At 73.1% G+C, this 26,718-nt stretch carries 31 protein-coding genes and 3 tRNA genes; 12 read left to right on the top strand and 22 right to left on the bottom strand.

Features of this window, described 5'->3' with window-relative positions; translation table 11 throughout:
• Positions 1-15: 15 nt before the first annotated feature.
• The 7 genes from chrA to ASG49_RS17385 all read right to left on the bottom strand — a co-directional run bounded on the left by chrA (position 16) and on the right by ASG49_RS17385 (position 5,565).
• A complete protein-coding gene (gene chrA / locus ASG49_RS17415) occupies positions 16-1,392 on the bottom strand; it encodes a chromate efflux transporter (protein WP_056545043.1) in 1,377 nt (458 codons plus the stop codon).
• A gap of 95 nt (positions 1,393-1,487) precedes the next feature.
• Positions 1,488-1,892, bottom strand: a complete 405-nt coding sequence (locus ASG49_RS17410; RefSeq protein WP_056544477.1) for a cyclic nucleotide-binding domain-containing protein — start codon at positions 1,890-1,892, stop codon at positions 1,488-1,490.
• A gap of 355 nt (positions 1,893-2,247) precedes the next feature.
• The gene (locus ASG49_RS17405) at positions 2,248-3,033 is read right to left on the bottom strand and encodes an LLM class flavin-dependent oxidoreductase (RefSeq protein ID WP_056544474.1); all 786 of its coding nucleotides are present in this window, start codon (positions 3,031-3,033) and stop codon (positions 2,248-2,250) included.
• Between the two features lie 42 nt (positions 3,034-3,075).
• Complete coding sequence (locus ASG49_RS17400) at positions 3,076-3,510, bottom strand: SRPBCC family protein (protein WP_056544471.1); 435 nt, start codon at positions 3,508-3,510, stop codon at positions 3,076-3,078.
• 67 nt (positions 3,511-3,577) lie between these two features.
• Positions 3,578-3,916 carry an ANTAR domain-containing protein gene (locus ASG49_RS17395; protein ID WP_156384407.1) on the bottom strand — a complete coding sequence of 113 codons (339 nt, stop codon included), beginning with the start codon at positions 3,914-3,916 and terminating at the stop codon, positions 3,578-3,580.
• A 99-nt stretch (positions 3,917-4,015) separates the two neighbouring features.
• Entirely contained in the window at positions 4,016-4,807 is a 792-nt protein-coding gene (locus ASG49_RS17390) for a GAF and ANTAR domain-containing protein (RefSeq protein WP_056544467.1), read from the bottom strand.
• Positions 4,804-5,565, bottom strand: a complete 762-nt coding sequence (locus tag ASG49_RS17385) for a GAF and ANTAR domain-containing protein (protein WP_082534236.1) — start codon at positions 5,563-5,565, stop codon at positions 4,804-4,806. The genes ASG49_RS17390 and ASG49_RS17385 overlap by 4 nt, the downstream gene beginning before the upstream one ends.
• A gap of 178 nt (positions 5,566-5,743) precedes the next feature.
• Here ASG49_RS17385 and ASG49_RS18795 point away from each other — a divergent pair, with 178 nt between their 5' ends.
• A complete protein-coding gene (locus ASG49_RS18795) occupies positions 5,744-5,884 on the top strand; it encodes a DUF2510 domain-containing protein (protein WP_156384406.1) in 141 nt (46 codons plus the stop codon).
• Between the two features lie 8 nt (positions 5,885-5,892).
• Here the strand turns inward: ASG49_RS18795 and ASG49_RS19170 are convergent, their stop codons facing one another.
• Positions 5,893-6,291: a hypothetical protein gene (locus ASG49_RS19170; protein ID WP_200936369.1), complete on the bottom strand. Its 399-nt coding sequence runs from the start codon at positions 6,289-6,291 to the stop codon at positions 5,893-5,895.
• 134 nt (positions 6,292-6,425) lie between these two features.
• Entirely contained in the window at positions 6,426-6,749 is a 324-nt protein-coding gene (locus ASG49_RS17375; protein ID WP_056544461.1) for a hypothetical protein, read from the bottom strand.
• A gap of 139 nt (positions 6,750-6,888) precedes the next feature.
• Between ASG49_RS17375 and ASG49_RS19435 the strand changes: the two genes are divergently transcribed.
• Together ASG49_RS19435 and ASG49_RS17365 are read left to right on the top strand one after the other, a co-directional pair.
• On the top strand, positions 6,889-8,073 hold the full coding sequence (locus tag ASG49_RS19435; RefSeq protein ID WP_056544457.1) for a zinc-dependent alcohol dehydrogenase: 1,185 nt from the start codon (positions 6,889-6,891) through the stop codon (positions 8,071-8,073).
• Entirely contained in the window at positions 8,070-8,969 is a 900-nt protein-coding gene (locus ASG49_RS17365) for an SDR family oxidoreductase (protein WP_056544455.1), read from the top strand. Before ASG49_RS19435 ends, ASG49_RS17365 begins: the two co-directional genes overlap by 4 nt.
• Before the next feature lie 62 nt (positions 8,970-9,031).
• On the opposite strand, the gene ASG49_RS17360 is transcribed toward ASG49_RS17365, so the two are convergent.
• The 7 genes from ASG49_RS17360 to ASG49_RS17330 all read right to left on the bottom strand — a co-directional run bounded on the left by ASG49_RS17360 (position 9,032) and on the right by ASG49_RS17330 (position 13,806).
• Positions 9,032-9,385: a hypothetical protein gene (locus ASG49_RS17360; RefSeq protein WP_056544452.1), complete on the bottom strand. Its 354-nt coding sequence runs from the start codon at positions 9,383-9,385 to the stop codon at positions 9,032-9,034.
• 46 nt (positions 9,386-9,431) lie between these two features.
• The gene (locus ASG49_RS17355) at positions 9,432-10,052 is read right to left on the bottom strand and encodes a bifunctional 2-polyprenyl-6-hydroxyphenol methylase/3-demethylubiquinol 3-O-methyltransferase UbiG (protein ID WP_235562153.1); all 621 of its coding nucleotides are present in this window, start codon (positions 10,050-10,052) and stop codon (positions 9,432-9,434) included.
• Between the two features lie 225 nt (positions 10,053-10,277).
• The gene (locus tag ASG49_RS17350) at positions 10,278-10,610 is read right to left on the bottom strand and encodes a hypothetical protein (RefSeq protein ID WP_056544447.1); all 333 of its coding nucleotides are present in this window, start codon (positions 10,608-10,610) and stop codon (positions 10,278-10,280) included.
• A 220-nt stretch (positions 10,611-10,830) separates the two neighbouring features.
• Positions 10,831-10,906, bottom strand: a tRNA-Lys gene (locus tag ASG49_RS17345).
• A gap of 63 nt (positions 10,907-10,969) precedes the next feature.
• Complete coding sequence (locus tag ASG49_RS17340; RefSeq protein ID WP_056544444.1) at positions 10,970-11,266, bottom strand: putative quinol monooxygenase; 297 nt, start codon at positions 11,264-11,266, stop codon at positions 10,970-10,972.
• Between the two features lie 30 nt (positions 11,267-11,296).
• Positions 11,297-12,880, bottom strand: a complete 1,584-nt coding sequence (locus ASG49_RS17335) for an NAD(P)/FAD-dependent oxidoreductase (RefSeq protein ID WP_056544441.1) — start codon at positions 12,878-12,880, stop codon at positions 11,297-11,299.
• Between the two features lie 86 nt (positions 12,881-12,966).
• The gene (locus ASG49_RS17330) at positions 12,967-13,806 is read right to left on the bottom strand and encodes a M57 family metalloprotease (protein WP_056544437.1); all 840 of its coding nucleotides are present in this window, start codon (positions 13,804-13,806) and stop codon (positions 12,967-12,969) included.
• A gap of 314 nt (positions 13,807-14,120) precedes the next feature.
• Between ASG49_RS17330 and ASG49_RS17325 the strand changes: the two genes are divergently transcribed.
• The 4 genes from ASG49_RS17325 to ASG49_RS17310 all read left to right on the top strand — a co-directional run bounded on the left by ASG49_RS17325 (position 14,121) and on the right by ASG49_RS17310 (position 17,756).
• On the top strand, positions 14,121-14,957 hold the full coding sequence (locus tag ASG49_RS17325) for a hypothetical protein (RefSeq protein ID WP_082534233.1): 837 nt from the start codon (positions 14,121-14,123) through the stop codon (positions 14,955-14,957).
• A 70-nt stretch (positions 14,958-15,027) separates the two neighbouring features.
• Positions 15,028-15,987 carry a PRC and DUF2382 domain-containing protein gene (locus tag ASG49_RS17320; protein ID WP_056544435.1) on the top strand — a complete coding sequence of 320 codons (960 nt, stop codon included), beginning with the start codon at positions 15,028-15,030 and terminating at the stop codon, positions 15,985-15,987.
• Complete coding sequence (locus tag ASG49_RS17315) at positions 15,984-16,664, top strand: hypothetical protein (protein WP_200936368.1); 681 nt, start codon at positions 15,984-15,986, stop codon at positions 16,662-16,664. The genes ASG49_RS17320 and ASG49_RS17315 overlap by 4 nt, the downstream gene beginning before the upstream one ends.
• A 222-nt stretch (positions 16,665-16,886) precedes the next feature.
• Complete coding sequence (locus tag ASG49_RS17310) at positions 16,887-17,756, top strand: serine protein kinase RIO (protein WP_056544432.1); 870 nt, start codon at positions 16,887-16,889, stop codon at positions 17,754-17,756.
• Between the two features lie 52 nt (positions 17,757-17,808).
• Here ASG49_RS17310 and ASG49_RS17305 read toward each other — a convergent pair.
• Together ASG49_RS17305 and orn are read right to left on the bottom strand one after the other, a co-directional pair.
• A tRNA-His gene (locus tag ASG49_RS17305) sits at positions 17,809-17,884 on the bottom strand.
• 61 nt (positions 17,885-17,945) lie between these two features.
• Positions 17,946-18,566: an oligoribonuclease gene (gene orn, locus ASG49_RS17300; RefSeq protein ID WP_056544429.1), complete on the bottom strand. Its 621-nt coding sequence runs from the start codon at positions 18,564-18,566 to the stop codon at positions 17,946-17,948.
• A 66-nt stretch (positions 18,567-18,632) separates the two neighbouring features.
• On the opposite strand from orn, the gene ASG49_RS18975 reads away from it, so the two are divergent.
• The 3 genes from ASG49_RS18975 to ASG49_RS17285 are packed head-to-tail and all read left to right on the top strand — an operon-like array spanning position 18,633 to position 20,931.
• Positions 18,633-19,085 carry a MauE/DoxX family redox-associated membrane protein gene (locus ASG49_RS18975; protein ID WP_235562152.1) on the top strand — a complete coding sequence of 151 codons (453 nt, stop codon included), beginning with the start codon at positions 18,633-18,635 and terminating at the stop codon, positions 19,083-19,085.
• 35 nt (positions 19,086-19,120) lie between these two features.
• Positions 19,121-19,858, top strand: a complete 738-nt coding sequence (locus ASG49_RS18970; RefSeq protein ID WP_056544424.1) for a thioredoxin domain-containing protein — start codon at positions 19,121-19,123, stop codon at positions 19,856-19,858.
• A gap of 26 nt (positions 19,859-19,884) precedes the next feature.
• Positions 19,885-20,931 (top strand): adenosine deaminase, encoded by a 1,047-nt coding sequence (locus ASG49_RS17285; protein WP_056545034.1) that lies wholly within the window; start codon positions 19,885-19,887, stop codon positions 20,929-20,931.
• Here ASG49_RS17285 and ASG49_RS17280 read toward each other — a convergent pair.
• The 3 genes from ASG49_RS17280 to ASG49_RS17270 all read right to left on the bottom strand — a co-directional run bounded on the left by ASG49_RS17280 (position 20,928) and on the right by ASG49_RS17270 (position 21,952).
• Positions 20,928-21,161, bottom strand: coding sequence for a hypothetical protein (locus ASG49_RS17280; protein WP_056544421.1), 234 nt, complete (start codon positions 21,159-21,161; stop codon positions 20,928-20,930). The two genes, ASG49_RS17285 and ASG49_RS17280, sit on opposite strands and share 4 nt — an antisense overlap.
• A 227-nt stretch (positions 21,162-21,388) precedes the next feature.
• A tRNA-Arg gene (locus ASG49_RS17275) sits at positions 21,389-21,462 on the bottom strand.
• Between the two features lie 130 nt (positions 21,463-21,592).
• Positions 21,593-21,952, bottom strand: coding sequence for a MerR family transcriptional regulator (locus ASG49_RS17270; RefSeq protein WP_056544419.1), 360 nt, complete (start codon positions 21,950-21,952; stop codon positions 21,593-21,595).
• A 186-nt stretch (positions 21,953-22,138) separates the two neighbouring features.
• On the opposite strand from ASG49_RS17270, the gene ASG49_RS17265 reads away from it, so the two are divergent.
• Both ASG49_RS17265 and ASG49_RS17260 read left to right on the top strand, forming a co-directional pair.
• Positions 22,139-23,668 (top strand): SulP family inorganic anion transporter, encoded by a 1,530-nt coding sequence (locus tag ASG49_RS17265; protein ID WP_056544415.1) that lies wholly within the window; start codon positions 22,139-22,141, stop codon positions 23,666-23,668.
• An 81-nt stretch (positions 23,669-23,749) separates the two neighbouring features.
• Positions 23,750-25,237: a serine/threonine-protein kinase gene (locus ASG49_RS17260; protein WP_056544413.1), complete on the top strand. Its 1,488-nt coding sequence runs from the start codon at positions 23,750-23,752 to the stop codon at positions 25,235-25,237.
• Between the two features lie 36 nt (positions 25,238-25,273).
• On the opposite strand, the gene ASG49_RS17255 is transcribed toward ASG49_RS17260, so the two are convergent.
• Entirely contained in the window at positions 25,274-26,680 is a 1,407-nt protein-coding gene (locus ASG49_RS17255; RefSeq protein WP_056544410.1) for an aminopeptidase P family protein, read from the bottom strand.
• Positions 26,681-26,718 lie beyond the last annotated feature (38 nt).

The following is a 26,718-nucleotide window of genomic DNA, read 5'->3' as shown; positions in this document are numbered from 1 at the left end:
GGCGAGCCTCGAGCGTCAGGTCGCGACGGTGGCGAGGTGCAGCGCCGCGCCGACCAGCGTGCAGGCCCCGAGCGTGCGCAGGACCGACCAGCCGCGCCGGAAGATCAGCAGGCAGCCGAGGACCGTGACGGCGAGCGCAGCCCACTGCAGGGTGCCGACCACGGGGAGCTCCAGGACGAGCGGACCCGTGGTGACGCGGCGGGTCTCCTCGAACAGCGTGTGCAGGGCGAAGTAGAGCGCCAGGTTGGCGATCACGCCGACCACGGCGGCGGTGATGCCGGTCAGGGCGGACGCGAGCGTGCGGTTGTGGCGCAGGCGTTCGACGTACGGCGCCCCGAGGAGGATGAACAGGAAGCAGGGAACGAACGTCACCCAGGTGGTCAGCAGGGCGGCCAGGACGGCGGCGACCCACGGGTCGAGGGTGCCGGGGTCGCGGTAGGCCCCGAGGAACGCGACGAACTGCACGACCATGATCAGCGGGCCGGGCGTGGTCTCGGCCAGTGCGAGGCCGCGGACCATCTCCCCGGGAGCGAGCCAGCCGTAGACGTCGACGGCCTGCTGGGCGACGTACGCCAGGACGGCGTAGGCGCCGCCGAAGGTGACCACCGCGGCCCCCGAGAAGAAGACACCCTGGTCGACCAGGGTGCTGCTCCGCCCCAGGACGAGCGCGGCCGCGACGACGGGCGCGGCCCACAGCACCAGCCCGACGACCAGCACCACCACCGAGCGCCGGGCCGAGGGGCGTTCGGCGTGCAGGGCGTCGTCGGGGACCAGCGGCGGGGGGCCGTCGTCGGTGGCGACCCTGCCGGACGAGCCGGCCAGGTCCGGCCGGGCCCGGCCGACCACCCAGCCCACGACGCCGGCCAAGAGCACGACGACGGGGAAGGGCACGGCGAAGAAGGTCAGGGCGACGAACGAGGCCACGGCGAGGGCGACGTACACCGGGTGGGTCAGTCCCTTCCTCCCGACGCGGATCACGGCCTGGAGCACGATGGCGATGACCGCGGGGCCGAGGCCGAGGAAGAGAGCCTCGACGAGGGTGGTGTCGCCGTAGGCGACGTAGACCCCGGAGAGCACGAGCAGCGCCACGACGCCCGGCAGCACGAAGAGGATGCCGGCGACCAGGGCGCCGCGGACGCCGTTGAGCAGCCAACCGACGTACGTCGCGAGCTGCTGCGCCTCCGGGCCGGGGAGCAGCGTGCAGTAGGACAGCGCGAACAGGAAGCGTTGCTGGCCGATCCAGCGCTTCTCCTCGACCAGCGTCCGCTGCATCACGGCGATCTGGCCCGCGGGGCCGCCGAAGGTCTGCAGCGAGATCAGGAACCACGCCTTCGTCGCCTCGCGCAGGCTGACGACGTCGACGGTGCTCGGTCCAGGCTGATCGGTCACCACGGCCACATGCTGGCGTGGCTCGCGCAGCAAAGTCAATCAGTCAGGTTGACTTCGAGACCGCCGCCAGGGTCCCCGTCGGGGCCCGGGCGCCCCCGCTAGGAGGCGTTGTCGTGGTGGCGGTCCTGCGCGACGTGCCGCACGTGCTCGTCGAAGTCGGGGAGGTCGCGGCGCAGCCGGGCGAAGTCCTCCTTGGTCCAGGCGAGGACGCGTACGGGGTCGGTCGTGGTGAGGCGGGCGTTGCGCAACCGATGGTCGACGAGCCCCATCTCGCCAGCGAGCGACCCGGGTCCGAGCCGGGCGACGCGCTCGCCGTCGCGCACCACGTCGAGGTGGCCGCTCAGCACGAGGTAGGCCTTGTCGGCGGGCTCGGACTGGTGGATCGGCGTCCAGTCGGCGGGGATGCGGAGGCTGCGGCCCAGCTCGCTGACCCGGCGCAGGGTCTGCGCAGGGAGCGTGCCGATGCCGGGCAGGGCGGCCAGGTCGTGGTCCGTGTCACTCATGCCTCCATCGTGGGCAGGTCCGGCGGTGGTGTTCACGGTCGGTCTCGGTGGCTGGTCGTGATGCCGTCTCGCCGACCTCGGTCCCGGGGTCATCGCTCCGGCGGCCGCGACTCGTGGTGCCTCTGCCCGTGGGTGCGGTGCGACTCCTTCATCTCCGACTCCAGCAGGTGCCGACGGCCCTGGACGAGCTCCTCGCGGGTCTCGCGCTCCAGGGTCCGCCAGACCGAGAAGAACGTGTCGTCGTACTCCTCGACGACCTGGAAGGTCCACCTGCCCTCGATGACGTTGGCTGTGCTGTCGTCGTACCCACGCGCCAGGTCGCCCAGTCCGGTGGTCCGGCGGCCGGGAGATCGGCTCAGCCGGCCAGCGCCGAGACCAGCCGCAGCGGGTCGGGGTCGTCGCCGTCGGACTGCAGCACGACCGTGTCCGCGCCCGCGGCGGCGAGGAGGGAGACCCGCGCGGCGACGGCGTCGGGGGTGACGTCCGCGGCACCGATCTCGGTGTAGGTCGCGACGTGGACCTCGCCCTCGCGGCCGGCGAGCCGCCGGGCCTCCTGGGCGGTGGCCCGGGCCCGGGCCACCTCGTCCGGGCCGGCGACGGCGTCGAGCAGCACCCCGTCGGTGAGCTCGCCGGCGAGCGCGACCGTCCGGGGTCCGCGCGCCCCGACCAGCAGGCGCGGTGGTCGCGCGGGCGGCCAGTCGAGGGCGACGGCGTCGAGCTGCACGTAGGTGCCGGAGACGGTGACGCGCTCACCGGCGAGCAGCGCGGCCACGGCCGAGGTGTGCTCGCGCAGCAGCGTCATGGGGGAGGGGGCGCGGACGCCGACCTGCTCCATCCAGTCCAGCACCCCGTGGCCGAGCCCCAGCACGAACCGGTCGGGGAAAAGCCGCGCCAGCGTGGCGACCTCCATCGCCACCAGCGCCGGGTTGCGGAGCGGCACCGGCAGCAGCCCGATGCCGACCCGCACCCGCGAGGACCACGCCAGGGCCGCGGCGGCGGCGGTCAGGCCGCCCTCGAGGAAGCAGTCCTCCCACAGCCACAGCTCGTCGACCGCCTCGGCGGCGTCTGCCGCCTCGACGACCTCCCGCAGCTGCTCCGGGGGTGCCTGCGGCCGGAACACGACGCCGGTGGTGGTGCGCATGGCGACACTGTGCCGTACGACGCGCCTCCGGGTCGCCGGGTCTCAGGTCAGGGCGTCGAGCACCCGCACCATGTCGTCCTCGGTGTCGTTGCCGACCTTCTCGAAGACGAGCTTGACCAGCGGCGCGGCGAGCTTGGCGGCCCCCGACATCTCGATGACGGCCTGGTAGGTGACCTGGCTGCCGCTGCCGTGGGGGACCACCGTGATGGTGTCGGTGGAGCGTGCGGTCTCGTTGGTGCCGACCAGCTCGACGGTGTCGTCCGTGGAGCGCACCAGCTCGTAGGTCAGCTCGGTGGAGATGCCGGCGATCTTGGAGACGTTGTGCCACGTGCTCCCGACCCGCACCGGGCCCTGGTCGTTGCGGGTGCAGGAGACGGTGCCGGGGTCCCACTCCTCGGCGTGCGAGAAGTCCCGGAGGTAGTCCAGGACCACCGGGGGCGGGGGCGTGACGGTGAAGGTGCGCGAGACGGTGGTCATGGCGCCAGTCTCGTCGTCCGGGTCAAACGGCCGGGCCCTCCGCCGGGGGGCTCCGCCGGGTCGCCACCTAGTCGCCCGGGAAGCGCTGCGTCGGCACGGCGGTCAACCGCGGGCCGTTCGGGACCTCGTCCTCCACGGAGGTGTCGATCGCCTCGACCATGCTCTCGGCCACCGTCCGCTCGCTGACGCCGAGGTCGGAGGCCCACCGCCGCAGCAGGTGGTCGGCGCGCTGCGGTCCGTAGCCGTAGGCCAGCATCAGCATGCCCTTGGCCTGCTCCACCGAGGACCTGTCGGCGAGGGCCTCGCGCAGGCGGGTCACCTCGCGCTCGAGCGCCTCGACGTCGTCGACCGCCCGATGGGCAGGCGGGACGTCGGTGGGCGTGGACACGAGGGGGCGGTCGTTCATCAGGAACTCCTGGAGACGGGCACCGTGGGCGGGCGGCGCCGGGGTCTCGGGCGACGCCGCCACGGTACGCCGCCGGCCGACACCGGTCCAGGTCGGCCGCTAGCCGGGCAGGATGCCGACCGCGCGGGCGTGGGCGAGCACCACGGGGCCGCGCAGCCGGCGCGCGACCACCTCGGCGGCGACCTCGCTCAGCCGGCGGCCGTGGTCGCGGGCGTAGCGGCGCAGGGCGTGGAAGGCGTCCTCCATGTCGAGCTCGCCGGCGGCGGCGACCACCCCCTTGGCCTGCTCGAGGACGATGCGGCTCGTCAGCGCGTGCTGCAGCTGGTCGTTGACCGCGTCGCGGTCCAGGGCGGAGCGCTCGTTGACGACCGCCACGCTGGCCACGTGCACCAGCGCCTGGGCGAGGTCGAGGTCGTCCTGGGCCAGGCGGCCCGGGTGCTCCCCGAACAGGCCCACCGTGCCGAGGGCGTGGTCCCGCAGCCGCATCGGGAGCGCGTGCACGGACGCGAACCCGACGAGCTCCGCCGCCCGGGCGAACTCGGGCCAGTGACGCCGCATCTCGGCGGGGTCCTCGGCCACGACGGTCTCCCCGGTCCGGAAGCAGTCCAGGCAGGGACCCTCGTCGCGCTGGAGCTGGAACACCTCGAGGTGGTGCGTGCTCTCCGACGAGGTCGCGGCGAGGTGCAGGACCCCCTGGCCGTCGGCCAGCAGCAGGCCCGCCGAGCTGACGTCGAGGAGGTCGGCGCAGCTGCGGGTCAGCTGGGCCAGCATGTCGAGGACGTCGTAGTCGTCCACCAGCTCGTGGGACAGCGCCACGAACGCCCGGACCACCTCCCGCTCGCGTCCAGCGGTGCGGTCGGTGCGGTCGGTGCGGTCGGGGTGGTCGGTCATGCCGGACCTCCAGCTGGGTCGCCCCGACCGCCGTCGCGATCGAGGAAGAGTCGTCGTTCGATGATCGCGATGCCGACCTCGCTGGCGGTCTGGCCCGTGGCCATCGCGTGGGCCCGCAGCCGCACGGCGGCCTCGGCCGCGTCCACGTCGAGCTGGGCGATGAGGATGCCCGTGGCCTGGTAGACCTCCACGCGGTCCATGTCGGCCGCCGTGACGGTGGCCCACTCGTCCGGGCGGGACTGCTCGTCCCCCGTGAGGTCGGCCGTGAGCAGGTCGAGCAGCGGCTGGGAGGCCAGCCGTGCGGCGAGGGCCGCGCCCGCGGCCTGCTCCCCGCGCCAACCACCGGGCTCGGCACGGAACAGGTCGAGGGCACCGACGCACGCGGAGGTGATCATGATCGGCAGCGCGAAGACGGCACGCACGCCGTCGTGGAGCGCGGCGTCGCTGAACAGCGGCCACCGGGTCTCCGTCGGCGCGTCCAGGTCGGGGGCCAGGACGGACCTGCGGTGGGACACGGCGTCCAGGCAGGGGCCCTCGCCGAAGGTGAACTGGTACTCGTCGAGTCGCCGCCCGTCGTCGCCGCTCGCTCCGAAGGTGCCGCGGGAGACGCCCTCGTGGACCATCGAGACCGCGGCGCCGTCCATGCCGAGCAGCTCGACGCACGCCGAGCACAGCTCGTTGGCCGCCTCCAGCCCCGGCTCCGCGCCCTCGACGGCTGCTCGGAGTCCGGCACTGAGCCGCTCCAGCGACGGTGTCATGGGGCCTCCGGCGAGCTCGGGGATGGCGTGGATGCCGATCCCTCGGAGGACGTGGCACGGGTGGGACCACCGTAGACCCCGCCGCCCGCAGGTGGGTCCGCTCGATCGCTCAGGTGGCGGGCTGACGCCATCTGGGTCGCAGGTGGTTTGCTCCGCGTCCAGGGCGGTACGGCGACCCGTGCCCGCGACGTCGACCCGACCTGGCGCGGACTGGCCCGTCGGCTGGTACCGCGATCCGGTCGACGCCCGGCTGCACCGCTACTGGACCGGCTCGGCGTGGCTCGACGCGGACGCCTACGTCTGGCAGCGGGACCGCTGACCCGGCCCTCAGGTGGGGCCGTAGGACAGGAAGGCCCAGTAACAGCCGGCGGTCACGGCCAACGTCGTCACCGTCATCGCCGCCCACCGGCGCGGGCGCTCCCGGATGCCTCGCACCCGCGAGCGCACCCAGGACCGGAAGCCGTGGAGCAGCCGCCGGGCCCAGGCGAACTCCCACGACCACACCCACAGCCCGGCGAACACCAGGGGCACCGTCAGGAGCCCGGAGAAGATCCACAGCGCACACCCGGCGAGGACCAGTGCGAGCCCGAGGGCGAAGACCCCCGACCGCAGGCCCAGGTCGGCCGGGACGACCGTCCCGACGAAGTGGCGCCACGGGCGTCGCTCCGGACCGCGGGCCAGCCGCTCGCGCAACCGGGTGAGGGTGGGGTGACGGTGAGACGGCACGGACGGTCCTGGGCTCGGAGGGCGAGGCGCATCGGCCGCCTTCGCTGGATGGTCCCGCGGTCGTTTACACCGTAAGCCATCGAGGTCGGACTGACCCGCCCGCCAACGCCCCGTCGCGACGTCGATGCCGTGGGTCAGACGTCGATGCCGCGCACCCAGCGCTCGCCCTCGTCGCCGCCCCAGGCGTCCCAGGCGACGCGGCCGGGGGAGGGGAAGCCGTCGCCGCCCTGCTTGAACCCCTCGGCGTCCTTGTCGACCGAGTGGCGGGCGAAGTAGGCCTTCATCTTCTTCACGTCCTCGTCGCTGAGGTCCTCCCCGTCCGCGAGCTGGTGGGCGCGGTGCTTGCCGACGTCCGTGAAGTTCTTCCCGGCCTTGCCGTCCTCGATCCACCTCACGGCGCGCTGGCCGACCTCCTGCACGCCGGCGGGCGGGGTGTGCTTGGACTGCGATGGGGCCATGGGACGTCTCCGTTCGAGCCGTGCGGTCGGGTCGCCCCCGACGTACCCAGCGTCGTGCTCGCCACGCGATCGACCCCGAGGGCCGCGTGCCTCGGGCGACATCGGGAACAGGAGGGGGCCCACGACACGGAGGCCCCTCATGCGAGCTCTCACCTTCCACGGCAAGCGCGACCTGCGGGTGGACGACGTCCCCGACCCGCGGATCGAACAGCCCACCGACGCGATCGTCAAGGTCACCTCCTCGGCGATCTGCGGCTCCGACCTCCACCTGATGGAGGTGCTCGGCCCGTTCCTGCACACCGGCGACGTCCTCGGCCACGAGCCCATGGGCATCGTCGAGGAGGTCGGTCCCGAGGTCACCCACGTCAAGCCCGGCGACCGGGTGGTGGTGCCGTTCAACATCTCCTGCGGCCACTGCTGGATGTGCACGCGCGGCCTGATGGCGCAGTGCGAGACGACGCAGAACCGGAAGACCGGCAAGGGCGCGACCCTGTTCGGCTACACCGACCTCTACGGAGCGGTGCCGGGCGGCCAGGCGGAGTACCTCCGGGTGCCGCAGGCGCAGTTCGGGCCCATCCCGGTGCCCTCCGACGAACCCGACGAGCGGTTCCTGTTCCTCTCCGACATCATTCCGACGGCCTGGCAGGCGGTGAAGTGGGCCGACGTGCAGGAGGGCAGCACCGTCGCGGTGTTCGGGCTCGGCCCGGTCGGGCAGTTCGCGACCCGCATCGCCAAGCACCTCGGGGCCTCCCGCGTCATCGGCATCGACCGGGTGCCCGAGCGCCTCGCCATGGCCCAGCGCCACGGCATCGAGACGCTCGACAACTCCGACATCGACGACGTCGGCGCGGCCCTGATCGAGCTGGTCGACGGACGCGGTCCCGACGGGGTGGTCGAGGCCGTGGGCATGGAGGCGCACGACTCGCCGTTCGGCAAGCTGGCCCACGGCATCGTCGGCGCGCTGCCCGACGCGGTGGCCGCGCCGATGGCCGACAAGATGGCGCTCGACCGGTTGGGTGCGCTGCACGCCGCCATCAAGGGCGTGCGCCGCGGTGGCACGGTCTCCGTGAGCGGCGTGTACGGCGGCGAGGTGGACCCCATGCCGATGATGGAGATGTTCGACCGCGGAATCACGATGCGGTTCGGCCAATGCCACGTGAAGCGCTGGATCGACGAGATCATGCCCGCCGTCCTCGACGACGCCGACCCGCTCGGCACGCTCGACCTCACCACCCACCACCTGCCGCTCGAGCAGGCACCCCACGGCTACGACATCTTCCAGAAGAAGCAGGACGGCTGCATCAAGGTGGTGCTCAAGCCGTGACGGGCCGGGGACGGCGAGTCCTGGTCACCGGCGCGTCGTCCGGCATCGGCCGTGCGACCGCCCACCGGCTGGCGGTCGAGGGTGCCCGGCTCGTGCTGGTCTCCCGGTCGCAGGGGGTGCTGGAGGAGGTCGCCCGCGAGTGCACCGCCCGCGGCGCGTCCGAGACGCTGGTGCTGCCCACCGACGTCGGCGACCACGAGGCGGTCGAGGTCACGTTCGCGTCGGCCGTGACGGCGTACGGCGGTCTCGACGGGGTGGTGCACGCGGCCGGGGTGGCGGCGTACGGGCGCTTCCACGACGTGCCGCCCGAGGTGTTCGAGGGCGTGCTGCGCACCAACCTGGTCGGCTCGGCCAACGTCGCCCGGGCGGCGGTCCGGCACTTCGAGGAGCGTCGCGCCGGCTCCCTGGTGCTGCTGGGATCCGTGCTGGGGAAGATGTCCACGCCGTGGATGTCGCCGTACGCCACCAGCAAGTGGGGTGTCGCCGGTCTGGCCCGGGCGCTGCAGATCGAGGCGCGCAGCCTGCCCGGCGTCGAGGTCTCCCTGGTCTCCCCAGGTGGTGTCGACACCCCGATCTACGACCTCGCCGCGACCTGGATCGGCCACCACGGCAACCCGCCCCCGCCGGTGACGACGCCGGAGAAGGTCGCCGAGGCGTGCGTGGCCGCGCTCGACCGCCCGCGGCGGGACAAGGACGTCGGCTTCGGCAACCCGGTGATGGTCGCGGGCTTCCGGCTGCTGCCGGGGGTGTTCGACGCGCTCGTCACCCCGCTGATGGCGCGGATGGGCCTCGACGGGCGTGACACCCCGCCCACGTCGGGCAACGTGCTGCAGCCGGTCCCCGAGCGCGAGGCCGTCCGCGGCCGGTGGCCCCACGTGTGGGGCCAGGTGCGGTAGCACGAGGGCGCGGGCCGTCACCAACACCGGTGACGGGCGGTCGTCCGACCCTGTAGGGGCCCCTAGCGCGACTGCGCCTCGGCCTCCTCGACGGTCAGCTCCGCGGTGGGCTGGACCTCGAGCCGGGCGTCGGGGATGGGGTCGCCGCTGAGCACCGAGCGGCCGTAGGTGCCGTCGGCCAGGCGCTGCTCCGCGCGATCGATCGCGGCCAGCTTGTCGCGCAGCCCGGCCTCGACGGCGTCGTCGCGCTCCTCCTGCTCGAGGGGCTGCGCGGCGTCGACCGAGTCTCCGGCGTCACCCGGGTCGTTCGCGTCGTCGGGTCGGACCTCGCCCTCGTCGCGACCGAGCTGGCGCAGCAGGCCCTCGACCTCGTCGCGCTCGCGTGCGAGCAGTGTGCGTGCCTTGTCGTCGTCCATGCGGACCGAGTACCCAACACGCCCCGGCACGGTCGCCGGAGCGTCGTCACACGAGGCCGAGCGTGGCCGTCGTACGCCCGTCCACCTCGTCGACCGAGACGACGCGCAGCCCGGCTGCCGCCGCGAGGCCGGGGACGGCGCTCGTCCCGACGGTGGCCCAGGCGAACGCGTGCGACACGCGGTCGCCGACGCGCAGCCGCACGTCCTCGTGGACGCGGGAGGTGTCGGTCGGCGACAGCTCGACGATGGCCGTGCCCGTCGGGTAGAGCAGCTGCCGGACCCGGCGGAGCAGCCTCACGGGGCTGCCGCCGATGCCGATGTTGCCGTCGGCGAGGAGCACGTGCCGCCACCTGCCGGTGCGAGGCAACGGGTCGAACACGTCACGGTGCACGGCCGTCGCGCCGCGAGCCCGGGTCTGCTCGACCGCGGCCCACGAGATGTCCGTCCCGAGCGTCGCGATCCCGCGGTCGGCGAGGGCGCCGGCCAGCCTCCCCGGCCCGCACCCGACGTCGATGGTCGAGCCGCCGCACGGGTCGAGGAAGAGCCGGCCGTCGGACCGGGACGGTGCACCGGTCCACAGCCCGGTGTCGACCGTCGACTCCCGGCCGTCGGAGCGGACCATGCGGCACGTCTCGCCCCGGAACACCGCGTCCATCGCCTCGGGCACGGACAGCGGCTCAGCCGTCGGAGCCGCCCGACGGACGCGGCCCGGAGCGCCGGCGGCTCCACCCCGGAGGCGAGCGCCCGGCGGGGACTGGGGTCGTGCCGTGCGGTGGTCACGGGGACAGGCGGTCGGGGTCATGAGTGGTGGTTCGTCGAGGTGGGCGCATCGGATGGGACCCCCGGTCCGCTGGCCCGAGCCCCACACACGGCGACCCGGGCCGGCGGCCGCTCAGAAGGCGCTGGTGCAGGTGGCCCAGTAGAGGTCGATGCTGCGAGCTGCCGTAGCCCCGTATCCGTGGTAGATCGTGCTCTGACCAGTGTTCTTGGCATGGTTGCCCGCGTTGAAGTAGCCGCCGTACTTCATGCTCCCCGGGAAGTTCGAACGGTTCAGGACCCAGTAGATGTCGACGTAGCCGTACTTGTAGTTGTGCCAGTGCAGGACCACGGCCTTGCCGGGGCCGCAGTTCTTGAACAGGGCGCCGCTGCCTCCGGCGGCTGCCGGGGTCGCGCTCGCGACCACGATCATCAGCGTGATGAACAGTCCGGCCAGTAGTTTGCGCATCTCGTGCCTCTCGGTGGGTGAGGTCCCAGACCAGACCCACTGCGCAAGCTGGTCAACACAGGACCCCTGGCGGATCTCCGCCGCCGAGCCTGGCGCGGTCCGGTGGGATGCCCCGACCGCTGCGCCCCCAGGGTAGGCCAGGGATGAACCGCGGGAAGGGGTGCAGCCAGCCCTGGGGAACGACGAAGGCCAGGTCCCCGGAGGGACCTGACCTCGGTCTTGGTGCGCCAGCAGGGACTTGAACCCCGAACCCGCTGATTAAGAGTCAGCTGCTCTGCCAATTGAGCTACTGGCGCGTGAAGCGAGAGGAACGTTACCAACCCCGGGGGCCGCCCAGCAAAACGGGTGGTCCCCGGCGCTCAGCCGACCGGGATCGGGCGCAGCGGGTGGATGGCGGGAGGGGCCGCGAGCTGCTCGCCGACGGCTCCGAGAGCGGCCTGGACGTGCTCGGTGGCGAGGTGGGTGTCGAGGTCGGAGGGGTCGCTCCACTCCTCGACGGTGACGAACGTGCCCGGGCTCGCGAGCGACTCCGACAGCTCGTAGGACAGGCAGCCGGCCTCGGCGCGGGTCGGGGGCACGAGCGCCTCGAGTGCGGCGCGGACCGCGTCCTCGGCTCCGGGCTGGGCGGTGATGACGGCGACGACGTGGACGCTCATGGGTGCTCCAGGGTGAGGGGGAGCCTCAACCTAGCGCTCCTCGAGCACCGCCCGGGCGGCGTTGTGACCGCCGAGCCCGCTGACCGCACCGCCGCGACGCGCACCCGAGCCGCAGAGCAGCACGGCGTCGTGGTCGGTGGCCACGCCCCAGCGCTGGGCCGGGGTGTCGAGGGCGGCGCGGTCGGGGGCCCAGGGCCACTCCAGGTCGCCGTGGAAGATGTGGCCGCCGGGCATGGCGAGGTCGTCCTCGACGTCCTGCGGCACCTTGGCCTCCAGGCACGGCTGGCCGTCGGGGCCGCGCAGCACGCAGTCCATGAGCGGCTCGTCGAGGTGTACGTCGACCGCGGCGATCGCGCGGCGTACGGCCTCCTCGCGTGCCGAGGCCCGGTCGGCCTCGAACAGCGGGGTCGGCATGTGCAGCCCGAAGTAGGTCAGCGTGTGGACGCCCCGGCCGGCCAGGTCCTCGCCGAGGATCGAGGGGTCGGTCAGCGAGTGGCAGTAGAACTCGCCCGGGGGCGAGGACGGCACCTCGCCGGCGGCCGCCTCGGCCCAGGAGCGCTCGAGGGCGGAGTACTCCTCGGCGACGTGCAGGGTGCCGGCGAACGCCTCGGCGGCGTCGTGGCCGGTGCGCAGCCGGGGGAGCCGGGAGAGCAGGAAGTTGATCTTCAGCTGTGCGCCCGAGGGCTTGTCGCCGGAGGTGCTCTCCTCACCGAGCAGGATCCGCAGCACCCAGGGCGCGACGTTGGCCAGCACCCGGCCGGCGGTGACGACGTGCTCGCGCTCGCCGTCGTGGAAGACCACCTCGGAGGCGGCGCCGTCGGTGCCGGGGCGGATCGCGCTGACGCCGGCGCCGGTGAGGACCTCCGCGCCGCGGCCGGTCGCGGTCCGCGCCAGCGCGGTGGTGACCGCGCCCATCCCGCCAACCGGCACCTTCCACTCGCCGGTGCCGTTGCCGATGAGGTGGTAGAGGAAGCAGCGGTTCTGCACCAGGGACGGGTCGTTCAGCGACGCGAACGTCCCGATGAGGGCGTCGGTGGCCACGACCCCGCGCACCAGGTCGTCGGCGAAGCGCTGCTCGATCGCCTCGCCGAGCGGCCGGGCGACGACGGCGTCCCAGACGGTCGGGTCCACCTGCTCGCGCAGCGCCCGTGCGGTCGGCAGCGGCTCGGTGAGGGTCGGGGCGACGACGCGGGCGAGGTCGCCGACCTCGCGGTAGAAGCGCTGCCAGGCGGCGTACTCCTCCTCGCCGCCGGTCAGCTCGGCGAACGAGCGTCGCGTCGCCTCGCCCTCCTCGTGCTCGACGAAGAGGCCGACGGGGCGGCCGTCGCGCACCGTGGGGGAGTACGACGCGGTGCGGCGCGAGCGCAGCTCGAGCGGCAGGTCGAGGTCGCGCGCCACCTGCTCGGGCATCAGCGAGACCAGGTAGGAGTAGCGCGAGAGCCGGGCACCGAGGCCCGGGAACGCCTGCGCGCTCACCGCCGCCCCGCCGGTGTGGCCGAGTCGCTCCAGCACCAGGACCGATAGGCCCTCACCGGCCAGGTAGGCGGCCGCGGTCAGGCCGTTGTGCCCGCCCCCGACCACCACCACGTCGTACGACGATCGCTGCGCTCCCATGGCCCGCAACCTACCGGCGCGACGGACGGACGACCCGCCCCGGGCAACCGAGGGCGGGCCGTCCGTGTCGGGGGTCCCTCCCCGCGTCAGCCGCCGTAGACCGAGCGGACGCCCGAGCCGTCGTAGGCGCTGAAGGACAGGTTCGACGACCCGCCGTTGCACTGCGGGTAGTGCATGATCGAGACGTTGTCGTACGGCGTCAGCGGCCGCCAGTTGGTGTCCTCGAAGCAGGTGCCGGCCTCGGGGCGGGTGTGCTCGTGACGGAAGCCGAGCACGTGGCCGAGCTCGTGGCCCATGATGTTGCCCGGTGTCCACGAGCCGCTGTTCTGCAGCGAGCCGGCGTTGACGAGCACGTTGCGCTGGCTCTTGGGACTGCTGGGGAAGAACGCCCGCGCGATGTACTGCGTGGTGGTGGTCGGCTCGACCGAGAACACCACCGAGGTGTTGCTGGTGCGGCAGCTGGCGTCGTGCGAGGAGACGTAGGTGAAGTCGACGCCCGAGGTCTGGTTCTCCCACAGCGCCGTGCCCTGGTCCATCGCCGAGACGATGGCCGCCTTCTGGGTGCCGAAGCTGTTGCTCACGCAGTAGGTCAGGTTGCGGGCGGCGGTGCTCGACCAGAGGTCGTCGGAGCCGTAGACGGTGTTGACCACGAGGCCGGCGTTGCCGCTCGCCTCGTCGTCGGTGGCGACCATGTGGTCGTAGTACTCCTTGAGCAGCTTGGTGTCGCGCACCGGGACGTCGCCGTTCACGACGTACTGCCGGGACGACTCCTGGTAGGTCGCGGCCTTGAACTCCGCGAACGTCGGCACCTCGCTGCCGTCCTTGGCGACGTCGGCGGACGCGCTGGTGACCGGCGCCAGGGCCAGGCCCGCGGTGACGACACTGGCGGCGGCGACGGCCAGCTGGGCCGGTCGACTGCGCTTCATGGTTCCTCCCGAGAGTGTGTGGTGCACAGACCTTGCGTCGGGACGGCCGCCACGGAGAAGCGTCCGCGGCCTGCGCAGGTCTGCACTGCAGATCTGTGCACGAATCCGCCGACCCCCCGGTTTACGTCGTACGCCGTCGGGCACCGGGGGGAGCACCAACCGCACGAGCTGCAGTCCCCGGCCGTGCGTGTCCCTCCGATCCCGCCGCGCCGGTCGCCCACCGGCCCCCGGGTCCACCTGTCGCACGTCCGTGCCGACAGGTCATGCCGCCCTGCCCACGGCAGGTCGTCACCCCCCTGCAAGGAGCACGCTGCATGAAGACCGCACTCAACGACGGACTCAGCACGATCGCCGAGTTCGTGCCCAAGCTCGTCGCCTTCCTGCTGATCCTGGTGATCGGGCTGATCGTGGCCAAGCTGATCAGCAAGGCCCTGTCCGGCCTGCTCGAGAAGATCGGCTTCGACCGCGCCGTCGAGCGCGGTGGCGTGAAGCGCGCGCTGGCCCAGTCGAAGCTCGACGCCAGCGACATCGTCGCCAAGATCGTCTACTACGCCCTGGTGCTGTTCGTGCTGCAGATGGCGTTCGGCGTCTTCGGGCCCAACCCGATCTCGGAGCTGCTGACGCAGATCATCACGTTCCTGCCCAGCCTCGTGGTCGCCATCGTCATCGTCGTGGTCGCCGCTGCCGTGGCCGCCGCCGTGAAGGGCCTCATCGAGAACACGCTCGGCGGGCTGTCGTACGGCACGTTCCTCGCCAACGCCGCCAGCGTCTTCATCCTGTTCCTCGGCGTCATCGCCGCGCTCAACCAGGTCGGGGTCGCCACCACGGTCACCACCCCGGTCCTCGTCGCCATCCTCGCGACCGTGTCCGGCGTGATCATCGTCGGTGCCGGCGGCGGGCTGATCAAGCCGATGCAGCACCGCTGGGAGCGCTACCTCAGCAACGCCGAGGCCGAGGCGCCCCGCCTGCGCGAGCACGCCGCCTCCGCCCCGAGCGTGCGTGAGCAGGCCCAGCAGGCCCGCGACCAGGTCTCCGACCGCGGCACGAGCGGCGGGTCCACCACGGGCTTCGTCGACGCGGCGCCCACCGAGACCTACTCCGAGCCGTACGACGGTCAGGCCGGCGACGCCGACGGGCGCCCCCGCTACTGACCTGCACCACCGCACCACCCGCACCACCCGCACCACCATCCATCCGCACCACCTCACGAGGGAGAACGACATGATCAGCACCGACCAGGCCCAGAACCTGCTCAAGAACAAGGGCAACGTAACCAGCCGCGACGGCTCCAAGATCGGGTCCATCTCGCAGGTGTTCCTCGACGACGAGTCGGGTCGCCCCGAGTGGGTCACCGTCAAGACCGGCCTCTTCGGCGGCGCCGAGAGCTTCGTGCCGCTGTCCGGCGCCGAGGTCCAGGGCGACGACATCGTCGTGCCCCACGACAAGGACAAGGTCAAGGACGCCCCCCGCGTCGACGACGAGAACGGTCACCTCGACGTGGAGCAGGAGCAGGAGCTGTTCGCCTACTACGGCGTCTCCAGCGTCGGTGACGACTCCGGCCGCACCACCGGCGGCACGACCGGCGACACGACCGGCCGCACCGCCGCGCACGACACGACCGGCACCACCCCCACCACCGGCACCGCCGGTGTCGCGGGCGGCACCGTGGGCCACGACCACGACCACGACCACGACCGCGACGGCGTCCGTGACGACGCCCGCGGCGCCGGCCACGACACCTCGGGCCCGAACACCGACGACGCCATGACCCGCTCCGAGGAGCGCGTCAACGTCGGCAAGCAGACCGAGTCGGCCGGCAAGGCGCGGCTGCGCAAGTACGTCGTGACCGAGAACGTCACCCAGACCGTCCCCGTGAGCCACGAGGAGGTGCGGATCGAGCGTGAGCCGATCACCGACGCCAACCGTGGCGACGCCGTCTCCGGTGGCGACATCACCGAGGAGGAGCACGAGGTCGAGCTGAAGCAGGAGCGCGTCGTCGTCGACAAGGAGACCGTCCCGGTCGAGCGCGTGCGTCTCGGCACCGAGACCGTCACCGAGGACCAGACCGTCGACGAGCAGGTCCGCAAGGAGCAGATCGACTCCGACACGACCGGCACGACCGGCACGACCGGCACCACCGGCACGCGCGGCACCACGGGCGAGAGCGAGGACCGTCGATGAGGGACTCCCACCGCACCACCTCCGATCGCTCCGACGACGGGGCCCACGCCCTCGACGCCGACCGCGACCCGGGCCACCCCGACCGCGCCGACCGCTCCCGGGAGCGTGACGTCGTGACCCCCGACCGCAAGGAGGTCGTGGCGCGCGAGCGTGCCGAGCACGGTGGCATCAAGATCGGGTCGGCCTTCTTCGGCTTCCTGACCGCCGTCGGCGTGGGCGTGCTGCTCACCGCGATCGCCACGGCCGCCGGTGCCGCCGTGGGCCTGTCCACCGGCACGACCAGCGCGAGCAGCGCGAAGTCGTCGGCGGACACCATCGGCATCGTCAGCGGCATCGTGCTGCTGGTCGTGCTGTTCGTGGCCTACTACTGCGGCGGCTACGTCGCGGCCCGCATGGCGCGCTTCGACGGCATCAAGCAGGGCGTCGCCGTGTGGGTCTGGGCGATCGTCGTCGCGATCGTCGTGGCCGTGCTGGGGGCGGTGTTCGGCAGCAAGTACAACGTGCTGTCGCAGCTCAACAGCTTCCCGCGCATCCCCGTCAGCGAGGGCGACCTCACCACCGGCGGCATCATCGCCCTGGTCGCGGTGCTCCTCGCCACGCTGCTGGGCGCGATCGTCGGTGGCCTGGCCGGCATGCGGTTCCACCGCAAGGTCGACAAGACCGGGCTGGGTCGCTGACCCGGCGTACGACCGCGTGATCCACGAGAGCCGCAGGCCCCACCGGGCCTGCGGCTCTCGTGCGTCCGGGGGAGAAAACCGGTTGCCCGGGCCGGCCGGCGTCGCCAGGCTGGGGTGACGACCACGGGTGCCGCCGGCACCCCCCGAGGAGAGGAGGCGACGTGTCCACGACTGTCACTGGTCTGCCTGCAGACCCGTCCCTCCCCACCCTCCGGAGCACCCGTGTCCCAGGACCCGTTCCCCCCGCTCGACCCACCCGCCCCTGACGACGTCGACCCGGCGTTCGTCTTCGACTTCACCGCCTACGACGAGCCCGACGGCCCCGGCCAGCGCTGGTCCACCTGGTCCTCGGTCGACGCCCTGTGCCGCGGGCCCGAGCCGCGCCCCGACTGGGTCGTGACCTCGCGCGGCGCCGTCGACACCGACCTCGGCATCCTCAAGACCGGCAAGGAGGGCGACGTCTTCCTGCTGGAGCGGTGCGACCCACACGACCCCGAGCGGGGCGTCGTGATGGCCGCGAAGCGCTACCGCGGCGAGGAGCACCGCGACTTCCACCGCTCGGGCGAGTACGCCGCGGGGCGGCGGGTGCGCAACACCCGCGACGGCCGGGCGATGGCCCGCCGGTCCGCCCACGGCCGCGCCGTCGCCGCCGGCCAGTGGGCGTGGGCGGAGTGGGAGGCGCTGGTGCGGCTGCACGGTCTCGGCCTGCCGGTGCCCTACCCGGTGCAGCTCGACGGCACCGAGATCCTGATGGAGTGGATCACCGTCGACGGCGCGACCGCGCCCCGGCTGGCGCAGACCCGACCGGACCGTGACCTGCTCGAGTCCTACTACGCCCAGCTGGCCGACGTGCTCGCCGAGCTGGCCCGGCACGGCCTGGTCCACGGCGACCTGTCGGCGTACAACGTCCTGGCGGCGGGGGAGCGGCTCGTGGTCATCGACCTGCCGCAGCTCGTCGACCTCGTGGCCAACCCCGCGGGCGCCGACTTCCTGCTCCGCGACTGCACCAACGTGTGCCGCTGGTTCCGCTCGCGGGGCCTCGAGGTCGACGAGCACGCGCTGTTCGCCGAGGTGATGACGCACGCGTTCTGAGGAACGACGAAGCCCCGGGCCAGTGAGGTGATCACTGACCCGGGGCTGTCGTTGGGGTGAGTAACGGGACTTGAACCCGCGACATCCGCCACCACAAGGCGGCGCTCTACCAGCTGAGCTATACCCACCACGACGTCGGGACCCTGGGGCCCGAAGCCGAGAGGGAGTCTAGACGAATCTCCCCGGCTGCTACGAATCGGCCCCGCTGCCGGTCAGCGAGCCGCCGTGGCGGCGCGCGATCTGCTTGGCCGTGGCGGAGTCCGGGCCGGGGGAGGGCACGAAGACGGCCTCCCGGTAGAACCGCAGCTCCTCGATGCTCTCCTGGATGTCGGCCAGGGCGCGGTGGTTGCCGCCCTTGGTCGGCGCGTTGTAGTAGGCGCGCGGGAACCAGCGGCGCGAGAGCTCCTTGATCGAGGAGACGTCCACCAGCCGGTAGTGCAGCGCCTGCTCGAGCTCGGGCATGTCACGGCTGATGAAGGCGCGGTCGGTGGCCACCGAGTTGCCGGCCAGCGGCGGCCGCGAGCCGTCGGGGCACTGCGAGCGGATGTAGGTCAGCACCGCGTCCTGGGCCTCGTCGATCGAGACGCCGCCGGCGAGCTCGTCGAGCAGGCCCGAGGAGGTGTGCATCTCGCGCACGAACTCGACCATCTGGTCCAGGGCCGCCGCGGGCGGCTTGATCACCACGTCGACGCCCTCGCCGAGGACGTTGAGGTCGAAGTCGGTCACCAGGGCCGCCACCTCGACCAGGGCGTCGTGCTCGAGGTCGAGCCCGGTCATCTCGCAGTCGATCCACACCAGTCGTTCGGTCACAACGACTCAGCCTACCCACGGCCTCGTCTCATGCTCCGTCCAGCGCCGCGACCTACGGTGGAGCACGTGCGCGGCTGGCTCGGACTCCTGGCTCGCCTGGTGGTGGGAGGTGTCTGGCTCTACGCCGGGTGGCTGAAGTTCGGCGACCCCGCGGCCAGCACCACCGCGGTCCGCGCCTACCAGCTGCTGCCGCTCGACGTCGCCGACGCCGTCGGCCGGGTGCTGCCGGCCGTCGAGATCGGGGTCGGGCTGCTGCTCGTCGCAGGGCTGCTGTCGCGGGTTGCGGCGGTCGTCTCGGCGCTGCTGCTCGTCGGCTTCGTGGTCGGCATCGTCTCGGTCTGGCTGCGCGGCATCCCGATCGACTGCGGCTGCTTCGGCGGCGGTGGCTACGACCCGGACGCGTTCTCGCAGTACCCCTGGGAGATCGCCCGCGACGTCGGGCTGCTGCTCGCCTCGGCCTTCGTCCTCGTCGTACGCCGCACCCGGCTCGCCCTCGACAACGTCGTCTTCCCCGCCTGATCCTCCCGCCTGATCACCTACCCCTGGAGGCACCCGTGCCCAGCACCCCCACCGACCCGCCCCACCGCACCAGCCGGGCCGCGCAGCTGCGCCGCGACGCCGCCGGTCGCGAGCGGCGCCGGCTGCTGCTCGGCGTGGCCGCCGTCGTGGCCGTGCTCGCCGTGGTGGCCGGGGTGGTGGTCCTCAGCGGCCGCGGCGAGGAGACGCCGCCGCCGAGCGACGTGCCCGCCCGGGCGGAGGGCAGTGCGCTCGTGCTCGGGCCGGACGACGCCGCGCACACGGTCGTGGTCTACGAGGACTTCCTGTGCCCCTACTGCCGCGAGTTCGAGAACGGCTCGCGCGACTTCCTGCGCGCCGACGCCGCGAAGGGCACGGTGCAGGTCGAGTACCGCCCGTTCCACCTGCTCCAGGACGACTACTCCGAGCGCGCGCTCAACGCCTGGGGCCTGGTGCTCACCGACGGTACGCCGGAGCAGGCGGCCGCCTTCCACGACAAGCTCTACGACGAGCAGCCCTACGAGTCGAGCGCCAGCAAGCCCGACGACGCCCAGCTCGCCGACTGGGCGAGGGACGCCGGGGTGGAGGACGAGGCGCTGCTGCAGCGGATCGAGCAGGGTGAGGTCGACCAGCAGCTCGTCGACGCGGCGGACGCGAAGGCCGAGCAGGCCGGTGTCACCGGGACCCCCACGGTGCTGCTCGACGGCACGCCTCTGGAGGGCTCCTCGATCGGCGACATGGTCGACTCCCTCGAGCGGACCCTCGCCTCGTCCTGAGGCGCCCCGGTGCCATGCTGAGCGCCATGCCCCAGGACCTCCCCACCGGTCGGCTCGACGCCTTCGTCGCCGGCCTGCCCAAGGCCGAGCTGCACGTGCACCACGTCGGGTCGGCGTCGCCGCGGATCGTCGCCGAGCTGGCGCAGCGTCACCCCGGGGTGGTCCCGGCCGACCCCGACGCGCTCGCGGAGTTCTTCCGGTTCCGCGACTTCGCCCACTTCATCGAGCTCTACCTCGCCGTCGTCGACCTCATCAAGACGCCTGAGGACGTGCGGCTGCTGACCTACGAGGTGGCACGCGAGCTGGCGACGGGTCAGCAGGTCCGGTACGCCGAGCTGACCTGCACGCCCCACACCTCGGTGCTCGCCGGGGTGCCGATCGAGGCCTACACCGAGGCGATCGAGGACGCCCGCGTCGCCGCCGAGCGCGACTTCGGGCTGGTGCTGCGCTGGATCTACGACATCCCCGGCGAGCTCGGCGTGCCCGGCGCGGACGCCACGCTGGGCTACGTGCTCGAGCACGCACCCGACTCGCTCGTCGCGCTCGGGCTCGGCGGCCCGGAGATCGGCGTGCCCCGGCCGCAGTTCCAGCCCCACTTCGACGCCGCCCGTGCCGCGGGCCTGCACGCCGTCCCGCACGCGGGGGAGACGACCGGGCCGGAGACGGTCTGGGACGCGCTGCGCCTGCTGGGGGCCGAGCGGATCGGCCACGGCACGTCGGCCGCGCTGGACCCCGCGCTGCTCGCGCACCTTGCCGAGCAGGGCATCCCGCTCGAGGTCTGCCCGTCGTCCAACGTGGCGACCAAGGCGGTCGCCTCGCTGGCCGAGCACCCGCTGCCGGCCTTCGTCGAGGCCGGGGTGCGCGTCACGGTCAACAGCGACGACCCGTCGATGTTCGGCACCTCGCTCAACCGGGAGTACGGCATCGCCGCCGACCTGCTCGACCTCGACGAGGCGGGGGTGGCCGACCTCGCCCGGACCGCGGTGGAGGTGTCGTTCGCGCCGGACGACGTGCGCCGCCGGGTGCTGTCCGAGATCGACGACCACCTCGCGACCGCCGGCGGCGTCTCCTAGCGCTCGCGGAGGTGGACGCGGCACCCGCCGCGATCGAGCGGCGTGACGACGGCGACGAGCTGGGCCTTGCGGCTGCTGCGGTCACCTGCGTCGACCCAGGTGACGTGCTGGCCGCGACCGAAGTCGTCGACGGCCAGGAGCGTCCAGCCGGCCGAGCCGGCGGAGGTCTTGAGCCACTCGAGCACCGCGTCCGGCGCGGCTTCGACGATGCGCTCGCCATAGTCGTGCACGACGAGGCTCCTCTCGTCGTGGGCCTGGCCCGAGCCTACTCGCCTCGTCGCGAGCCGCCCCCGGCCCGGCTCCCGACGAGGCGTGGCCCGGCGCTCGTCGACACGGCCTCTCCGCCGACGTGCCCCACGTGCAGAAGACCCGTCCGTTGTACACCTCGGTGTCAGGAAAAGTCCCGCGAGACCGCGGGCGGCCGGCCCACTGGGCGGCCCAGTGGCCCGGCGTACGGCGCCCCCGGCAGGACTCGAACCTGCGACCTAGAGATTAGAAGGCTCTTGCTCTATCCAGCTGAGCTACGGAGGCGTGGTCGACCCCCGGGGCCGATCCGGGGTCAGTCTGCCGCAACGCCCACCCCGGGACGTCATCGAGATCGTGACCTCCAGCCCACGATCCTGATGACGTCCCGACGGGGCGGCAGCGAGACCTGCCGCGCTCAGCCCAGCTCGCGGCCGAGGACCTCGAGGAACTCCTCGGCCATGCCGAGCTGGACGACGAGCCGCTCGCGGCGGGCGGCGGCGTCGTCGAGGACGGCCTCCAGGCGGGCGCGGGCGGTGGTGTCGGCGGGGTCGGCGCGGAGGGCCTCGAGGTCGCGCATGGCGACGGCCATCTCGTCGAGGGTGAAGCCCAGGGGCTTCATCCGCCGGATCACCAGGATCTTCTCGACGTCGGCCTCGGTGTAGACACGGAAGCCGCCGTCGGTGCGCCCGGACGGCCGGAGCAGGCCGACGTCGTCCCAGTGCCGGAGGCTGCGCAGCGACAGCTCGGTGCGGGCGGCCACCTCGCCGATGTGCATCCCGCCTCCTCCGCGTCCTGGGGATGGCAACCCTGACGCTACGTGAGGGTAGGGTCGGAGCCAGTCTTCCGCCGGCCTCGCGCCGGCTCGCGCGGTCGTCGCGCCCGCCCATCCTCTCCCCGATCCCTCCCCGCCCACGCACCCGCCCGCGCGCCGTACGCCGCGGGCCTCGAACGGAGCCCACCCGTGAGCACGCCCGTCAGCACGCCCGTCAGCACGCCTGCCCCGACCCGCGACAGCGCCCCGACCGTCCGCGCCGCGCTGCGCTCGCCCCGGCTGCTGCGCACCGAGGTGCTGGGCGGTCTCGTCGTCGCGCTCGCGCTCATCCCCGAGGCGATCTCGTTCTCGATCATCGCCGGCGTCGACCCACGGGTGGGCCTGTTCGCGTCGTTCACCATGGCGGTCTCGATCGCCTTCCTCGGCGGGCGCCCGGCGATGATCTCCGCGGCCACGGGGGCCGTCGCCCTGGTGGTCGCGCCGGTGGTGCGCGACCACGGCTACGACTACCTCGTCGCCACCGTGCTGCTCGGGGGTGCGATCCAGGTCGTCCTCGGTCTCGCCGGCGTGGCCCGGCTGATGCGCTTCGTGCCGCGCTCGGTCATGGTCGGCTTCGTCAACGCGCTGGCGATCCTGATCTTCGCGGCACAGCTGCCCTACCTGGTCGACGTGCCGTTGCTCGTCTACCCGATGGTCGCCGTCGGCATCGCCGTCATGGTCGGCCTGCCGCGGGTCACCCGGGTGGTGCCGGCGCCGCTGGTCGCGATCGTGGCCCTGACCGCCTTCACCGTCGTGGCCGCCCTGGACGTGCCGGACGTCGGCGACCAGGGCGAGCTGCCCGACAGCCTGCCGTCGCTCCTCGTGCCGGACGTGCCGCTCGACCTCGAGACGCTGCGCATCATCGCGCCGTACGCCCTGGGCATGGCCCTCGTCGGGCTGCTGGAGTCCCTCCTCACCGCGAAGCTCGTCGACGAGGTCACCGGGACCCGCTCGGGCAAGACCCGTGAGGCGTGGGGCCAGGGCGTCGCCAACGTGATCACCGGTTGCTTCGGCGGGATGGGCGGCTGCGCGATGATCGGCCAGACCCTCATCAACGTGAAGGTCTCCGGCGCCCGCACGCGCATCTCCACCTTCCTGGCCGGCGTCTTCCTGCTGGTCATGGTGGTGGGGTTCGGCGACGTCGTCGCGATCATCCCGATGGCCGCCCTGGTCGCGGTGATGGTGATGGTCTCGGTCGGCACCTTCGACTGGCACTCCGTGCGGCCCGCCACCCTGCGACGGATGCCGAGGTCGGAGACCGCGGTGATGCTCACCACCGTGGTGGTCACGGTCACCACCCACAACCTCGCCATCGGCGTCGTGGTCGGCGTCCTGGCGGCGATGACCCTGTTCGCGCGGCGGGTGGCCCACCTGACCGACCTGCGCCGCGAGGTCGTCACAGGCCCCGACGGCAGCAGCACGGCGGTCTACACGGTCACCGGCGAGCTGTTCTTCGCCTCCAGCAACGACCTCCCCGCCCGGTTCGAGTACGCCGCCGACCCCGAGCACGTCGTCATCGACCTGTCCGGCGCCCACGTGTGGGACGCCTCCACCGTCGCCTCGCTCGACGCCGTCACCGCCACCTACGCCCGACGGCACCAGCAGGTGGAGATCGTCGGACTGCAGGGCGCCAGCGCCGAGCGGCACGGTCGTCTCACCGGACGGCTGCCGATCCACTGAGCCGGGACCGGGACGAGTAGCGTCGGTCAGCCTGGGTACGCCGAACCGCACTGCCCACGTCGTCGAGCCGCGAGGAGACCCATGCAGCCCGAGCTGATCGGCGGCCGCTACCGCGTCGAGGACGTCATCGGTCGCGGAGGCATGGGCACCGTGTGGTCGGCCCGCGACGAGACGCTCCACCGCGTCGTCGCCGTCAAGCAGGTCGGCCGGCTGCCGGGGGAGTCCGTGACCGACTCCGCCCGCGCGCTCCGCGAGGCGCGGTCCTCGGCCGGGCTCAACCACCCCCACGTCGTGACCGTGTTCGACGTCGTCGAGGAGGCGGGTCACCTCTGGCTGGTGATGGAGCTGGTCCCGGGACGCTCGCTGTCGCAGATCATCAAGCAGGACGGGCCGCTCGACCCCGCCGTGGTGGCCGACCTCGGCGCCCAGGTCGCCGACGGGCTGGCGGCGCTGCACGCGGAGGGCACGGTCCACCGCGACGTCAAGCCCGGCAACGTGCTGGTGCGCCACGACGGCGTCGCCAAGATCAGCGACTTCGGCATCGCCCGCACGGCCGGCGACGCGACGCTCACCCACGCCGGGAGCATGACCGGCACCCCGACGTACTTCTCCCCGTCGCTGGCCCGCGGCGGCTCCCCGGCGCCCGAGGACGACGTCTGGGCGCTCGGCGCGACGCTGTACGCCGCCGTCGAGGGCCGGCCGCCGTACGCGCAGCAGCCCAACCCGATCGCCGTGCTCCACGAGATCGTCTCCACCCCGCCGGCCCCGCCGGTCCGGGCCGGGATCCTGGCGCAGGCGTTGGACGGGATGCTCGACCGCGACCCCGGGTCACGCTGGCCGATGGACGAGGCCGCCCACGTGCTGCGCCGTCTCGCCGACCAGCACCGCGGGGACGCGACGCTGCACCAGACCCGCGAGCAGACCGGTGCGGCCCCGCAGCCGAGCCGGCAGCGCGCCGAGGAGGAGCCGCAGCGCCCGGCACCGGTCGCGATCGCGCCGACGCCGCCCTCCGGACCCCGCCGCGGCCACGACCGCTCGCGGCGTCGGGCCTGGCCGCTCGTCCTGGCCGCCCTGCTCGTCGTCGGTCTCGTCGCCGGGGCCTGGCTCGTGGCCCGACAGCTCGGCGACGGCGACGCGGGTGCGGGGGCCGCCGACCCGTCGACGTCGCCGTCGGCACCGACCGAGAGCCCCAGCGAGTCGACCAGCGAACCACCCAGCGAGAGCCCCAGCGAGTCGCCGAGCGCGAGCGAGGCCGCGGCCGGCGGCGCCGCGGCCAAGGAGCAGCTGGTGCGCGACTACTACGCCTCCGCCCCGGGAGGCACCGACGAGGCGTGGTCGATGCTGGGCCCGAGCCTGCAGGCGCAGGGCCGGGCGAGGTACGACGCGTTCTGGAGCAGCATCCGCTCCGTCGACGTGCAGCAGGTCAGCGCCAGCGAGGACAGCGACGACGTGCGGGTGCGGCTCGTCTACACCCGCACCGACGGCACCACCTCGACCGAGGACAAGGTCGAGGGCCTCGTCGAGGACGGCCAGGGCGGCTACCTCCTCGACACCGACCGCGCCGGCTGAGCCCGACGACCCCGGCGGACCCCGGCGACCGCCGGCTCAGCCGCGCAGCCGGCCCATCCACTCCTCGACGGCGTCGGGCTCGCGGGGCAGGGCCTCGGAGAGGTTGCGGTAGCCGTCGGCGGTGACGACCAGGTCGTCCTCGATGCGGATGCCGATGCCGCGCAGCTCCGCCGGGACCAGCAGGTCGTCGGCCTGGAAGTAGAGCCCGGGCTCGACGGTCAGCACCATGCCCTCCTCCAGCGGACCCCCGGGGTACGTCGCGGGGTCGGTCGCCGCGCAGTCGTGGACGTCCATCCCCAGCATGTGGCTGGTGCCGTGCAGCGTCCACCGGGCGTAGACCCGGCTGTCGGGGGCGAGGGCCTCCTCCGGGCTGACCGGCAGCAGGTCGAGGTCGGCCAGGCCGTGGGCCAGCACCCGCATCGCCGCCTCGTGCGGGGCCCGGAAGGCGTTGCCCGGCCGCACCGCCTCGAAGCCGGCCTGCTGCGCCTGCAGCACCAGCGTGTAGAGGTCGTGCTGCAGCGGGGTGAAGCGTCCGTCGACCGGGAGGGTGCGGGTCACGTCGGCGGTGTGCAGCGAGGTGGCCTCGGCACCCATGTCGAGCAGCACGAGCGTGCCGGGGGTCAGCTGCCCGGTGTTCTCGATCCAGTGCAGCGTGGTGGCGTGGGAGCCGCCGCCCACGATCGAGTCGTAGCCGAGGTCGTTGCCCATCGCGCGGGCGCGCCGGAAGAAGGTGCCCTCGATCCAGCGCTCGCCGAGCTCCAGGGCGCGCTCCCACTCGCGCACGGCGTCCTCGAACCCGAGCGTGGTGATGTCGCAGGCGGCCTGCAGCTCGTCGAGCTCCCAGGCGTCCTTGACCAGCCGCAGCTCCGAGAGCACCCGCGCGAGCTCCTGGTCGCGGCCCTCGTCGGCGGCCACCAGCCCGTCGACGCGGGAGTCGACCCCGCGCAGCACGCGGGTCTTGGCCGCGCCGGTGAGGCGGTCGGGCAGCTCGTCGACGTGGCGGGTCTCGATGCCCAGGGAGTCCGAGAGCTCGCGCAGCGAGGGCCGGCTGCCGGCCCACAGCTCGCCGTACTGCCGGTCGCGGAAGAACTCGTCGGTCTCGCGGGAGCTGCGCGGCCGGGCGTAGAGCACGCTCTCCCCGGACTCCACGACCAGCACCGCGTCGGAGGTCTGGTTGCCGCTCAGGTGGGTGTGCGCGGTCTCGGCGCGGAACCGGTAGTCGGTGTCGTTGGCCCGCACCTTGAAGCCGCCCGCCGGCACCACGAGGCGCTCCCCGGAGAACTGCTCGGCCAGCCGCTCGCGCCGCGCGGCCGCCCAGGGCACCACCGGGTGGGGGGCGAGGACCTGCTCGCGGTCGGCCCAGCCGGTGCGCATGAACGCGGCGTACGCGTCCGGGACGGGCGGGTCGTGGCTCTCGACGTGCTGCTCGCTCTGCTCGCTCACCGCGTCATGCTACGTCCGGCGCCGGTCGTCACGCCGAT

This window comes from Marmoricola sp. Leaf446, from assembly GCF_001424755.1.
Taxonomy (GTDB): domain Bacteria; phylum Actinomycetota; class Actinomycetes; order Propionibacteriales; family Nocardioidaceae; genus Marmoricola.
Note: the sequence above shows the minus strand (reverse complement) of the source record. Positions and strands in the feature narration are given on the sequence as shown.